General features: G+C 61.3%; 11 protein-coding genes. 6 read left to right on the forward strand and 5 right to left on the reverse strand.

Translation table 11 applies throughout. The features are described 5' to 3' along the window. The first annotated feature begins 145 nt into the window (after positions 1-145). Positions 146-520: a helix-turn-helix transcriptional regulator gene (locus ACIQWX_RS14430; RefSeq protein ID WP_354838478.1), complete on the forward strand. Its 375-nt coding sequence runs from the start codon at positions 146-148 to the stop codon at positions 518-520. A gap of 192 nt (positions 521-712) precedes the next feature. Next, positions 713-1,828, forward strand: a complete 1,116-nt coding sequence (locus tag ACIQWX_RS14435) for a tetratricopeptide repeat protein (protein ID WP_400869802.1) — start codon at positions 713-715, stop codon at positions 1,826-1,828. On the opposite strand, the gene ACIQWX_RS14440 is transcribed toward ACIQWX_RS14435, so the two are convergent. Continuing rightward, a complete protein-coding gene (locus ACIQWX_RS14440) occupies positions 1,814-2,362 on the reverse strand; it encodes an NUDIX hydrolase (protein ID WP_400869804.1) in 549 nt (182 codons plus the stop codon). The genes ACIQWX_RS14435 and ACIQWX_RS14440 overlap by 15 nt on opposite strands. A gap of 42 nt (positions 2,363-2,404) precedes the next feature. Next, complete coding sequence (locus ACIQWX_RS14445) at positions 2,405-3,574, reverse strand: hypothetical protein (RefSeq protein ID WP_400869807.1); 1,170 nt, start codon at positions 3,572-3,574, stop codon at positions 2,405-2,407. 597 nt (positions 3,575-4,171) lie between these two features. Between ACIQWX_RS14445 and ACIQWX_RS14450 the strand changes: the two genes are divergently transcribed. From ACIQWX_RS14450 to ACIQWX_RS14460, 3 genes are all read left to right on the forward strand, one after another. Continuing rightward, positions 4,172-4,414, forward strand: a complete 243-nt coding sequence (locus tag ACIQWX_RS14450; protein WP_400869810.1) for a hypothetical protein — start codon at positions 4,172-4,174, stop codon at positions 4,412-4,414. Then, complete coding sequence (locus ACIQWX_RS14455) at positions 4,411-4,767, forward strand: transcriptional regulator (RefSeq protein WP_400869813.1); 357 nt, start codon at positions 4,411-4,413, stop codon at positions 4,765-4,767. Before ACIQWX_RS14450 ends, ACIQWX_RS14455 begins: the two co-directional genes overlap by 4 nt. A gap of 362 nt (positions 4,768-5,129) precedes the next feature. Continuing rightward, positions 5,130-5,498: a signal peptidase I gene (locus tag ACIQWX_RS14460; RefSeq protein WP_400869816.1), complete on the forward strand. Its 369-nt coding sequence runs from the start codon at positions 5,130-5,132 to the stop codon at positions 5,496-5,498. A 186-nt stretch (positions 5,499-5,684) separates the two neighbouring features. On the opposite strand, the gene ACIQWX_RS14465 is transcribed toward ACIQWX_RS14460, so the two are convergent. Beyond that, the gene (locus tag ACIQWX_RS14465; RefSeq protein ID WP_400869819.1) at positions 5,685-8,609 is read right to left on the reverse strand and encodes a hypothetical protein; all 2,925 of its coding nucleotides are present in this window, start codon (positions 8,607-8,609) and stop codon (positions 5,685-5,687) included. Between the two features lie 268 nt (positions 8,610-8,877). On the opposite strand from ACIQWX_RS14465, the gene ACIQWX_RS14470 reads away from it, so the two are divergent. Next, on the forward strand, positions 8,878-9,876 hold the full coding sequence (locus ACIQWX_RS14470; RefSeq protein ID WP_400875755.1) for a DUF6602 domain-containing protein: 999 nt from the start codon (positions 8,878-8,880) through the stop codon (positions 9,874-9,876). 303 nt (positions 9,877-10,179) lie between these two features. Here the strand turns inward: ACIQWX_RS14470 and ACIQWX_RS14475 are convergent, their stop codons facing one another. Both ACIQWX_RS14475 and ACIQWX_RS14480 read right to left on the reverse strand, forming a co-directional pair. Beyond that, a complete protein-coding gene (locus ACIQWX_RS14475; RefSeq protein WP_400875758.1) occupies positions 10,180-11,493 on the reverse strand; it encodes a recombinase family protein in 1,314 nt (437 codons plus the stop codon). 320 nt (positions 11,494-11,813) lie between these two features. Then, the gene (locus ACIQWX_RS14480) at positions 11,814-13,025 is read right to left on the reverse strand and encodes an SAVED domain-containing protein (RefSeq protein WP_400869821.1); all 1,212 of its coding nucleotides are present in this window, start codon (positions 13,023-13,025) and stop codon (positions 11,814-11,816) included. Positions 13,026-13,047 lie beyond the last annotated feature (22 nt).

Genomic DNA, 13,047 nt, shown 5'->3' on the forward strand with positions numbered 1-13,047 from the left:
TACGCTGATTTAAGCGTGAAAAGTGAGCTGATTTAGTCGCACGAAGGCATGAGAATGGTCCGAATGCGCGACGCGGTGTGGATCTCGGCGTCGTCGAATCCGTCAAGCGCTAATGTCGGCGCTGAGGCGGACCACGGAGGAATGGGTGTCGGAAGACTGGGCGGCGGTCGCGAAGGCCATCAACGAGCGCGTGCACGAGCTCGGGTGGAAACAACGCGAGCTGGCCGAGCGCTCGCAGGTCTCCCAGGCGATCGTCCGCGAGATCCAGAACCACACCGTCGAGCGCAAGCGCAGTGACCGGACGCTCGAAGCGCTGGCCGTGGCGCTCGGCCTGCACCCGCAACACCTGCTCGCCGTGCTGCACGGGCGCATCCCGCCGGCCTTGGGGCAGCCCCGCGAGAACATGGAAGACGCCGTGTCGGCGCGCCTCGCCGCGATCGAACAGCGCCTGACGTCGATCACCGAGCAACTGGCCGATCTCACCGAGCTGCTTCGCCGCGATGGGAAGTCCCGCGACTAGCGCGAGTCCTTTGTGGTGGGCGGCCAACTCGGCAGCCCGCCGGGGTTTCCTGTCGTATGTCATGCCACTAAGAAACGGCATTTCCGCGCGGGCCGGCAGCTGGCAGAGGATGACAAGCCCCGTGTTATCTCTTGTTATCTACGCAGGTCAAAGCGCACATTTGGCGGCGGTGGCATGACGTCGACAACCGCTTTGCAAGCGGCGCGCAATGCGCTCGGCTGGAGTCAGGAAAAGCTCGCACGAGCAATCAACACGCGCGCAGCGGCGCACGGATTGCCGGAGCGTTCAGTGGCGAGCCGGAAGACGGACATCTCGCGGTGGGAGAACGGGCACGTGATGCCCGAGCCACCGATGCGCGCGGTCCTGCGCGAGATCTACGGTCGCACCGATGACGACCTCGGGTTCCCGTCCGGCGACTTCGCAGGCCCGTCCGGTGACGAACTCGCCGAGCGGCTGATCATCGCCCGCCGGGTCGACGAGCAGACGATCGAGCTGTTCCGAGAGGAAGTCATCAGCGTCCGCCACGCCGACCGCCGGTTCGGCTCAGCGGCCCGGCTCGAACGGCTCCGCGGACAGATCACCGAGGTAGAGGGCCTGCTCAGGCACACGATCTTGCGCCGCGACCGGGCGCCGCTCGCTGGCGTGCTCGTCGAGGCGTCGACGCTGGCCGGTTGGAACTCGCTCGACATCGGCGCGCTCGACCAGGCGTGGACGCACTACGAACGCGCGAAGTACGCCGCGATGGAGTCCGGCTCGGCCGCTCTGCTCGCCCACGCCACCGCTGAACAGGCATACGTACTCATCGACGTCGGCAACATTGACGACGCGCTCGCCCTGTTCGCGGAAGCGCGTTCGATCGGCGAGCGCGCTCCTGAGTTACTACGCGCTTGGCTCGCGGCCGCTGAAGGAGAGGGCCACGCGATCGCCGGCCACCGGGACGACGCTCTTCGCTCGTTCGACGAAGCCGACACATTCTTGCCGAACGAGGTCGTCCATCCCGAGCTGCCGTTCGTGTTCCTCGGCGGCAGCCACCTCGACCGCTGGCGCGGGAATGCACTCGTCCACCTCGGCGCGCCGGAAGCGATCGAGCACCTCGAGCGCGTGGTCGACAGTATTGGGTCGACGTCGTTCGTCCGGGCCGGCGCCGCGGTGTATGTGGATCTCGCTCTTGCGCACAGCGCAGCCGGCGACCGGGAAGCCGCCAGGACCTACGCACTGCAGGCCCGGCGGGTCATCTCCCAGGTTGGTTCGGTGCGGTTGCGTCGCCGCCTGGAACGGCTCGTACTGCCAGGCTCACGCCCGGCGTGAGTTGAGGTAGTAGAGCAGGGACACCAGCGTGCCGGAGCCGAGCAGTTCCTGACGCTGCGCAAGCTCGTTGACCCGTGACAGCGTCACCCACTCAACCCGGCCGACCTCTTCGGTGTCGGTCGGGTCGCCGACGTGCTCGGCCTGACGCCACAGGTACACGTCGACCGGCGCGGTGACCTGCCCGGGAAGCGGCTCGAAGCTCACCAGGTGCTCGGGCTCGCCGACCGGCTGCCAGCCGGACTCCTCGGCAGCCTCGCGTGCGGCGGTCCCCGCGGAATCGTCGCCGTCGTCGACCATGCCGCCCAGCAGCTCGTAGCCCCACTGCTCGGTGGCGAACCGGTAGCGCCAGAGCATCAGCGCTTCGTCCTGGTCGTTCACGATCAGCGCTATGGCGATCCTGGCCAGGTGGACTACGTGGTAGTCCCAGCGTTCGCCGTTCGGCGCCTCGACGTCGGTCAGCCCGACCTTGACCCACTTGTTGTCGTAGACCAGCCGCTCGCCGAACGTCTTCCACGACCCATGTTCGTCAGCCACGCCGCGAGCCTACGGGCAACCGATTCCCGCCCGTACCGCCCTTCAGTTCGTCGGCCCGACAAGCCGAGCGATCCGACGCTGCTGCCGGACAGAACCGATTTCGACAGCTAGTGCCCGAGCACGCTGAGCGTGCGCGCGTCCCTCGACACGCTCGCCCACCGCAAGGAACGCCGTCGCCAGGTCCACGCGCAACGCCGTCTCCGCGCGCGTGAACGTCGGATCGAGACGGCTCAACGCAGTAGAGAGCACGTCGACCGCGTCCGGCTCGCCGATCCGGGCGAGCGCGTGCCCCCGCCAACGCGCCAGATGGACAGGATCGAGCACGACGTATGGACCGTCCACCGCGGACACATCGGTTGGCAGCAACCCCGCGGCGCGGTCAAAGGCCTTCAGACTCGCCGAGCGTTGGCCGTCCGCCGCGAGGGCTTCGCCGTGCGCAGCAGCGAGCCACGCCCTGAGCAGGCGGCCTGCGACGCGCTGAGCCCGCCGCTCGGCGACGCCCAATAGCTCGACGGCCGATGCCGTCTCGCCGACGTCGAGCAACACGAACGCCTGTTCAGCGGAGGTGTGCACCTCGAAAGCCGCGTCACCGGACTCGCGAGCTGCCGCTTTGGCTCGCTCGTAGAACTGCCAGGAGTCGCCGACGAACCCCATGTCGAGGTGCTGCCAGCCAGCGAGCGTGCCGAACTCGGCGAGCAGAGCGCCGAGCTGGCTCCGAATCCTCAAAGTCAGGCTGTGCGAGCGCAGGCGCGTGATCTGTCGGACCTTGGTGGACACCTCTTCGTGTGCCGTCGAGGCACCCAGCTGCCTGTCAAGGCGGCGCACTGCGGCCAGCTGGTCGTCAAGTAACGCCAGGACGTCGGTGTTCACGCGGCGGGCAGCGCTGAGCCGCTGCCGCAACTCCTCTTCGGCAGCCTCGACCGGCCCGCGGACGACGTCAGGAGACGACAGGAGGTCGTCGATTGGGAGGCCGAGCATCCGTTCAAGCAGGCGGGCAGTGGCTGGCCGGGGACGTCCGACTGGAGAGCCGTCCGCCTTGCGTCCCGAGATCAGGCGCTGCAGGTGCCGCACGCTGAGCGTGCCGGGCTCGCCGAAGGTGCGCGCGAAGCGCTCGGCATCGTCGACGAACTCGGCGAGCGTCTGACTCCGCTCTCGGAGCTTCAGTTCCAGAACGGTGCGTGGCAGCTCGCCGGCCCCGTCCTTCGCTGCCATCTCCGCTCCTCCTGAGGTGCCGCCAGCGATATGTCCTCGCTAAGTCGTCCGCGTGACCTGGCGCCTATATGAGCGCACCAGTCAGGCTGATTTCAGATCTTACAGCTTGTAGTGGCTGGTCAGTCGGTAGGTAGCGGAGGGGCACGTGAGCGACGTAGTACGGCAGGGGAGGGCCGCCGGACTGTACGTGAGTTGGCACCGGAGCGAGGTCGACGACCGCGACCACGCAGTGACCGACGAGGAGTTCTCCCGAGGCCGGCGCGACGCACTCGGCCAGTACGAAGGACTGTGCGGGCACGTCGTGCTGCCGACGTCGATGCTCGTCGCGCCTGGCCGGCCGTGCGTCCGCTGCCGCGCGTTCTTGGCAGCTCGGACGACGCTTCCGACCGTCGAACGACGCCTTCACCCACCGCGGCACCGCAAGCCGTCCCGCTGGCGTCGCCTCTTCCAGCACATCCCGCAGGTCAATGTGCCTGAACAGGCCCACTCGCACAGCACCCGCACTTCCAGCGCTCGCGGGTCCCAGACTCCGGTGGGGGCGGGTAGCGCCCCGATCGCGCCCGTCCTCGCCGGACGCCACGAACTGCGGAGTGAGCGATGACGACCAGGCTGATCATCGCGCGTCCGCTACCCGGCACGGTGGGCGAGACTCGCCGCGTGGTCCACCTGTTCCCGCTGCCGGCCGACGACGCCATGCCAGAGCGCCTGACCGCGTACTGCGACGCCACGTTCGGCCCCGGCGAACTGGGGCTGCTGGAACGCCCGCTCGGGATGCCGTGCTTGATCTGCCTCCAGCGCTCACCGCACCCCACCGGCGAACTCCCGGCGGCCGAGTCGTGACGCCACCCGTACGGGCCGTTCTGCCGACGTTTCAGCAGGAACTCGACCCGCTGCTGCTCATGCCGGTTCGGCTGTTCATTGCGTGCCTGCTCGCCGACGGCGAGTGGAGCGACGACATCGCCGTTCGGAGCGCTCTGCAGCTCGGTGACCGGTCCTTCGTGACGCATGTCGAGTGCCTGCGTGCGGCGGGTTACCTGGAGGTCCGCACCCAGGGGGACCGTAAGAAACTCCGCTTGACGTCTCTCGGCGGCGATAGGTTCGCCGAGCACGTCGGCGCGCTGAGCCGGGTGACGTTCGCCGCTGTCAAACTCCTCCCAACCGCGCGCCGCTCCCGGAGCGACGACAACCTGTGACGGGCACGAGCCGCGTCTCGAACTTTGGCCTGCGAGCCCGCTAAGGCAAATCGTGACGAGCGTCCCGACGGCCGTCACAGCCGTCACCGGCACCGTTCTCGCAGGTCAGTCGGTCTTTCGAGTCGTGACGCCAGTTCGGTGGCATCACGAGTGCCCGGGACGGCATGTGACGGCTGCCCTTCTCCAGTACGTCTGCAGCGTCCTTTGTCGGACGCACATTGAGTCTGAGGCGGTTCGCGGCGATGAGGAGTACTCCAGGCTCCGTCGGCGTGCGTCGAGATCAGACTTCGGATTCGATCAGGAAGCTAGGAGACCGGCGACTGCGTGCCGGCTCTGTGGCTTGGACTCCGGGAGACAATCGAATGAGCAACGAACCTGTGAGCGGCTGTTGGATCGGTGGCAACGCCAACGACGACTCAGTCAGCACCCGCGGCTGGCTGGTGGGGCACTTTATCGCCCCATCGCAAGGCGTCCGCTCCACTGAGGATGTCGAGGTGAAGTGGGCCCGCCATCCTGCAGGCGAGAAGCGCCCGACGTGGACAGCGGGTGACCGTCGCACCACCCTCGTGATCCTCATCTCAGGCTCGTTCCGCGTGGATGTCACGGGTGGGAGCGAAACCTTGAGTCAACAAGGAGACTACGTGATGTGGGGACCAGGTATCGACCACGCTTGGGAGGCTTTGGAGGACTCAGGAGTTCTTACTGTGCGCTGGCCTTCAGTCGCGCCCTGACGTCGTGAAATAGGGCGCAACTACCTTATTGACTAGTTGAAGTAGTAGTTCTCGTCATTGACTACGCAACCACAAGTCATACTGGTATATGCCTGGATGTAACCGAGCCCGTAAGTTAACGCCACGCGGCCGCCGTTGCCGCGATGCTCCGATGCCTCCGCGGGCAAAGGGTCTGCTCAATCTTCATCACCAAATGTCATTCGGCAGCTTCCAGGCTGAGATGTTTGACTCGTCCCGGATCTGAATTTTCAGCTTTTCCAGGACTCTGACAACGGCCGAAGATCGAAGCTTCAGGGCTGAGTCTTCATCGCCGCCGCTAGCTTCTTCAACTTCGGTATCGGTGAAAGCTCTGACGCCAATCAGAATGTTCAAGTCCGAATCGACCTCATCGCCATCATAGAGCATCTCGGGTGCAGCGCGTGCGATCGATATCCCCTGAGGATAAGTAAAAGCAAGTACGTAAGGATCACGATCGTCGTAGACTCGTTTTAGGAATGCGTTGGGTCCGATACTCAGAAGCCCATTGTTATTCGATAAGACAAGCTCGTCGAAGGCGTGAAGTGCTTGATGCGAGTTTGTCAAAACCAAAATGTCACCGGCGTGCCCCTTGGTCCACTTCTTAAAGTTCTGCAGAAGATCATCAGTTGAAGATTGCTGAAAATTCTCTTCTACTGCGGCGAGGGCAGATTCGACAAGGTGAGCCTCCTCGCCGCGAGAAAGGCTACGGACGAGATCCGCTGCTAAACCCTCGGGCTGCGCTGATACGTGTGTATCGGCGAAGTACCACTTCGGGTATGCCTTGTTTACTCCGAACGCGATGTCATTGTCAAATTCAACGTCTTCACTATTTGGGAAGATTGATATCAAGCGCCCTTCAAGCACGGCTAGCTCGTGGCTGAACTTCGTTCTGAACCGTGCGATACGCTCTTTATCTAGCGGGAGCGCGGCCTCGATTACTTCTCGCTGATGTTCAAAGTTATCGACCTTTTCCTGTAGTCGTAACGCTGCTTCTTCCAGTTGCTCATCGGACCGAGGATCGAGTTTCCTGGCCTCAATATCAGAACCGATAAGACTTCTGATGGAGTCTACGAAGCGGCGGGTCAGGTATGCCTCATCGTCATCCAGAGATTCGGGAATTATCAATGGACTGTGAGCCTGTGCAATTATTGCTGAATATAGGATATAGGTGTCTAGTTGCTGAGATCCGAAGTTGATTGGGTGAAGGGTGTCCAGTTCCCACCAAGACCAGCCAATGGAATCTTGATGAGAGCCGTCGAGTGCTATCTTGACAGACTCCCAGAGGTTTTGGTCTTCGCGTAGATGTGCCTGAAGTGAATTATGGACCATCTTGTCTAGCCCATTTGATAGCTTGTCGGCTTTGTATAAGAGCCAGGCGTCTAAGGCTAAGAAGGCGGCATTTCGGGTGCGTGCGAGGACTGACTCATCGGAATCAGCGTAGTCGGACGACGCTATAAAGTATTCGATTGACAATGCTGCGGCGTCTGACTGCTTTCTGTCGATGCAGTGTTTTATCGCCGCCGTGAATGTTCGTGCGATGGCCACGGCCTGATTTTTGACAATGCCTGCGTCAGACTGTTTGCGAGCCTTTGCCCGCAAAGGAACCTCCTTCAGGCGCATAAGAATCGCTTGCTGCCGACTTGGTGAGGGTTCTTGAGCGTTGATTACTCCAGTCCATGCCGCCAGAACAAGATTTAGGATACTTGGCAGGTTTTCAACTTTGTCGGCAGATGTGAAATCGTTGGTAATTTCGAAGATCCACTTTACAACCTCGATCCATGTCCTATCGTCGCGCAGGTCGGATATCTTGCTTACAACGTCGTGCATATCATTCGTCAGAATTTCCCATTCGCGCCCCCGTGCGGCTAGCCATGAAGTCAGGGCTAGCGATTCGGGAGCGATAGAGTCATGCTGTGAAATCTTGAGCGATTGCTCATGTACTTCTTTTGCAAGCTCGGTGTAAACAAGCAAACCATCCAGCAGGTCGCCGAGAGCCTGCCTGTTGATTGCAGCAATCAGATTGTCGCGCAAGGCGGAAATCTCATCGCGAAATAGCTCGTGATGGCGAGACGAATTCCTCTCCCATACTATGATTTCCGCGAGTTTATCTGAGGCGTTTAGTTTGATGACGTTTGGATTCGACTTCTGCACGAGAAATAGCGGGTCGCCGACATCGACACGTTGCCCAAGTGAGAACAATGTATGTAAGGTAGGGATGTTTGCGGGTTCCGAGAAAGAGAAATCTTTACTGGTTTCTTGTGTCTGATCCGCGTTATTTGTTGCGGCGCCTTCAAGATCTTCCAGAAATTCCCGCAGTAGTCTCATGTCGAGGTCGCCGACGGTGCCACTTCGCTTTGCTCTCACAACGATCTCTTGAGGTTTTTTTGCTTCTTCGTCACTGAAAGTGCGGTAAATCCTGGGTATCTGAGTAGCTAATCGACGATTGGCTTCAGCCAGCGTCCGATCGTCGTACAAGCTGTCAAGCGCGCGATCAATTAGGCCGCTTTTTCCGAGGTCAAATGCGTAGCGTGATGAACGAAATATACGTGCAGTGCGAGAGTAAGCAAAGGCTACGCCTGTGACTGCTAGACCAAATGTAAGTATGAATTCGAGAAGGATAGCTGAACCCGAGACTGCCCAAAACGTAATCGCGCCTAACTGCATGGTGCCAATCAGGGCGTAGAAAAGAATTGGGACAAAGTAAGTATTCTGGAAGATGATGGCCCGCAGGCTGCGCGCAGTGACTACTGGTCCGGTTGCAAGTTGGAATATTAGGGCAAGGCCAGCGTAGGCGATAGACACAAAAGTCACATGCACTTGCCAAAGCACCAGGAGAACATTTCGGGGATCTGGCGGCAGCAAGTTTGGCAGGAAAGATGGCGATAAGCTGACGAAGAGTACTGCTATGACGGCGATCAAAATATGTGCAACCAAGGCGGGAAGTATTGGATGGCGCTCTACATTCAGATAGAGGCGCCGGCGCCATGGCCGCTTTTCTCGGCGGGATGCTATTTCCCTGCGTGTTTCATCGAGTAAATAGTGACTGCGCCTGCGTGGTTTCGGATTGAGGTAGGCCAGGAATCGGCGAACCATCTCCACCTCCGTGTCATATTATTGGTCGCTGTGGCAATCTACACCAAGAGCTCATGCAAGGCCCGCTCTGCTTGAAGTGTCGGATAACGCTCTGGGAACGAAGTGATGTCCGTTCAACGGTGTGCAGGATGAGAGCCGCGTAATCTTCCAATGCTAGAGATGGAGAATCTGAACGCAGGTTCTGGTAGAATTTCGTCAGGCTCTGCGCCTGCGGGTAGATAGTTTAAGCTAATAATATCTTGGGTTGACTGTTGAGCGGGGATTGCAGATGACTGATAAGCCGGTTCCGGATACCTCTTGTTGGCAGCCTAAGCTGAGTAAGTCGAAAACCCTAGAGCGAGCCTTTTATCTTCGATGTCTCCATCTGGAGAAGGTGACGCTTTTGCGCGCAGAGAGTGAGAAAAACTTAAACATCCATAACTTCGACTCGGGGCCAGGTGTGGAAGACTTAGTTCGTGACGGAATTAGGCAATTGCTGCCCACGCGCTACGCCGTCGACGCCGGCTTGATCAGTGACAGAGGGGGCTATTCGTCAGGAGACTGTGACATTGTCATCTACAATGGCACATGGTTTCCGGTCGTAAAAGACGGAGCAACCAGCGAATCGCGGCGTAAGATATTCCCAATCGAAGGCGTCTATTCGGTGCTCGAAGTAAAGCAATCTTTGAGCCTGGAGTCGCTGGATGCGGCTATGGAGAAGTTGGTGACGTCCCATCGGCTTTTTAGGCCAGATGTCTCCCGAGGTCGGATTGTCGAAAACAGGGAGAGTGGTAGATGTTTACATCACGTTTCGAACTCTCTCCATACTGGTGTTATAGCAACAGGGTTGGCGTCCGGGTTTACTATAGATGAAGCGATTGAAAGGTTCATTAGGATAAACCAGAATTTGCCTCGTGCGGACGTAGTGCGGACCCTCTGCATTCTCGGGTCTGAGACGTTAGCGTGGGGATACTATGGGATTGACGACAATGCAAGCGTTATAAGTATGGAGCCGGAGCTAAGGCCGGCTATGTTTATGCGGGATGATCGATACTTGGAACTGTTTCCAGTCAGGACAGGATTTCAAGAAGATGGATGCGCTTTGTTTGAGTTTATGCAGAACTTGTTGGCGCATCTATATAACTCGGTGCTGGCCCCTGAAGATCTAGCAGTTCAGTATGGATTCAAAGACCTCAACGTTCGTGTTGCGCGAGATCCTGGAGTGACTTTGCCGTCGGAGCCCCTTCCGTCTCCCTGTGGATGTGACGAATATGACTCTTTCTGCTAGATTGATCCCATCATTTGTTTGGAGATGGCAGTAGTCAACCACTTTCCTTATGTTAGTGTCGGTGCGGGTGTTGCTGGTGCCCTCGATCCTGCATGGCGGCCCATTCTACTTCGCTGGCTTTCGTGGCTATGGCCGGAATGTTCCGTTGCCACTGACGTGGGGCTATGCGTTACGAGCGCCTCAACAGGTCAACTAGCGGCAGTCAGGACTATCGGCTAGCCGAGCAAGCGGATGCATGTGGATAGTGTGCAACTCGCCCCTCGGACACTCAATTACCCCATAGAGTCGCGAGTCGCGGCGAGGTCAGAGTAACAGCAGCTGGTCGCCGACGGTTTCGTCTATCGTGGCAAGTGTGCAGCGTGGACCGCATGCCTTGACTACTTGTGTCGGGCCGCCACACATGATCGTTAGGTCGTTCCATCTCAGGTGGTCGGCGATCGCGGATCCGTCGTCGCCTACGGTTCCGGCGAATCGCATGCGGAGATCGTCGAGTAGGTGGTCTTCGCGGACGTTCTTGGCGAGTTCTGGTGGTCGGTCGCGGGCGCTGGTGTGGCCGTGTCGGCAGCGGTAGCCGGGGCGTCCGTTTACCCAGTGCGAGTCGAGCCGGCGGCCGCACACCTGGCATTGCACGAGGCCTGCCAGCACGTACGTCCTCGTGCCGCCGTGCTGAGTGGCCCGGGCCGCGCGCATCCCCTGGACCGCCAGGAACGTCGCCTCGTCCACGAGCGCCGAATGCGCCACCTTCTCGGACTGTGACCAACCTCGTGTCGCCGACGGTGGGGCTGGAGCGCCGTGGTGGGCCGGCCCGGTTGTTCTGGCGCCGTGCCGGTTCCACACCTGCCGCCCCGTGTACCTCGGGTTCTCGAGGATCCCGACGACGGTCCGGACGATCCACTCGTGCTTCGTCCGGTGACGGTTCCGCGCCTGGTCGACACTTGACGGGCACGGGACGCCGCGATCGTTCAGCTCCCGCGCGATCCCGGCGACGCTGCGTCCGGTGGCTCGTTGCTGGAAGATCCATCGCACCCATGGTGCGGTGGCCGGGTCGGGTTCGAGGCGGTGCAGGCGTCGGCCCCAGCTCGCGTGGGCCCGGTTCGGGTGCGGACCGGCGTCGGCAAGGCGGTAGCCGTAGGGTGGCCGGCCACCGAGGAACCTGCCCTGGACGCGGGCTTGGACGTTCATCGCAGCCAGCACTCGGTGCCGAGCCCTCAGCACCTCGCGACGCGATTGGGACCCGAGCAGGAGCATTAGCGCCTGGTGCACCGGGTCATCGAGGTTCACCGGACCGTCCGCTTCGGGTAGCCACAGTTGGATGCCTTGCTCCTGGAGCGCGGTGAGCACGGCGTTGAACTGGTCGCCGTAGAACGCTCGCTCGTACTCGCCGATAACGACGGCATCGAACGGGCGGTTCGGTTGTTCCGCTGCTGCCATCAGCTGTGCCGCGGCCGGCCGTTGACGCCAGGGCAGCCGACGTGAACATCCTTCGTCGAAGTACTCCGCCACGATCGTGCCGCGCCCGCGGATCGTCTCCTCGGCGACCTCTCGCTGCCACCCTAACGATGTCGTCCGGTCCTGGAACTCGACCGTGGACATCCGTCCGTAGAACGCGAACCTCAGCCCATGGCCCTCGGTGGCCTGTCGGCGGCGCCGGGCACCGGCTCGGCGCGGGGGTACAGCGCGTGTCATGGTGTCTCTACAGGCGATATTGATCATCGTGCACCTCGGTGCTTGAGGCGAGTTCGGGTCGAGGGCGGAACGCAGTCGCCCGGCACCGATGACGAGCTTGCGGTTGATCTGCACTCGAATGGCCGCACTGCCGCCCGCATCACACATGTTGCGCTATAAGTGACCAACCTTGTCCGTGGGTAGCCGTCGGAGAGGCGTCGGATGTCGAGCTTGGTGCTCTGCCGCGACGCTTGGATCCGTCTACGCGATGTCTACTTTGCTTGTGTGGGGAACCTGTCGGTCGTCCACGACACAACGGGCCCACCGCTGCGGCCTGCGGAGACAGTGGCCATCTCGAGGTAGGTTGGCGGCTCGGCTTCCCGTTCCCATTCGTAGAGGGTGGCTCGCAGTGTGTTGCAGGCGCGGCCCAGCATCACGGCGAGAGGGAATGGCACGCGCATGAACAGGTGCAATGGCCGACTTCCTGCTACTTCGCCGATGCGTCGGCGTAGTTCGGTGACGAGTGCGGGGGCCGACTCGGCGGGGATGGGTTCGCGTTTCGCCACGGCGATCTCGACTGCGTGGGCATAGGGGTGGCTTTCCGCGTAGCGGCGAAAGCCTTTGTTTGGCGGTGCGGGTACGAGATCGAGATACACGGCGACGGGGCCGTCGGGAGGACCGTCGAGGGGAAGCGCGCTCTGCGCAAGTGCAACAGTCTGGGTTTCAGGTCCTGTCCACTCGGTTCCGTCCTGGTCGGCGATTGTGACGGTCAGCCCGGTCGTGGTCGGTAGTGCGGCTCCGAGCGCGAACGCCATGCTCAGGTGTGCGCCGCCGGTGATGTGCAGGTGCTGAACGCCGGCCGACTGCACGATACGGGGCAGGTCGCCGAGGAACGGCGCGAAGTCTTCCCACGCCTCGGCAGGCGGCACGCTGGTGTTGCGCAGCGGCGGGCGGATGCGGCTCGCGAGCGGCACTTTCGGAGTGCCCAGGGCGGGTGTCCGGGTTTGGATGTCCAGATGTAGTCGATCATCGACGGCTGCGCGGCGGACGCGGCGGATCGCCATCTCGCTGGCCAGACGAGCGAGCCCAGGGTGGTCGTGCACCGGGAACTGATCGAAGTCGCTCAGCGTCGCGAGTTCTTGGGGGAGCAGACGGTCAGGGGCGCCGTAGTCCAGTCGACCATCGGAGGTGGTGACGGTGTTGCCGATGGCAAAGGTAAAAGCGGAGTCCGCTTCTAGACGAAGAAGTTCCGGCAACTCTAACTCCCGGACGAAGCTTGAGTACACCATGTCGTCCGTGACGAGGAGTACGGCTCCGGACAGCCCCGAAGCGAGGGCTTCTTGCAGTCGCCGCTGGAAGCGTCCGGGTGGTAGGTGGGTCTGGTCGTGCCACACAGGGATGCCGTGGGCACGAAACACCCATGCGGCGCGTTCGGCCAGAGCATCTCCGTCCGAGTGGCGGTAGCTGATGAAGATCGGATCCAAGTCGTTAATCGGGGGCATTTAC

The organism is Amycolatopsis sp. NPDC098790, from assembly GCF_044759945.1.
In the GTDB taxonomy this organism is placed as follows: Bacteria; Actinomycetota; Actinomycetes; order Mycobacteriales; family Pseudonocardiaceae; genus Amycolatopsis.

Coding starts and splice junctions, on each gene's coding strand:
- ACIQWX_RS14445 (WP_400869807.1), bottom strand. CDS start 3,574: ATGGCAGCGAAGGACGGGGCCGGCGAGCTGCCACGCACCGTTCTGGAA.
- ACIQWX_RS14465 (WP_400869819.1), bottom strand. CDS start 8,609: ATGGTTCGCCGATTCCTGGCCTACCTCAATCCGAAACCACGCAGGCGC.
- ACIQWX_RS14460 (WP_400869816.1), top strand. CDS start 5,130: ATGAGCAACGAACCTGTGAGCGGCTGTTGGATCGGTGGCAACGCCAAC.
- ACIQWX_RS14450 (WP_400869810.1), top strand. CDS start 4,172: ATGACGACCAGGCTGATCATCGCGCGTCCGCTACCCGGCACGGTGGGC.
- ACIQWX_RS14470 (WP_400875755.1), top strand. CDS start 8,878: ATGACTGATAAGCCGGTTCCGGATACCTCTTGTTGGCAGCCTAAGCTG.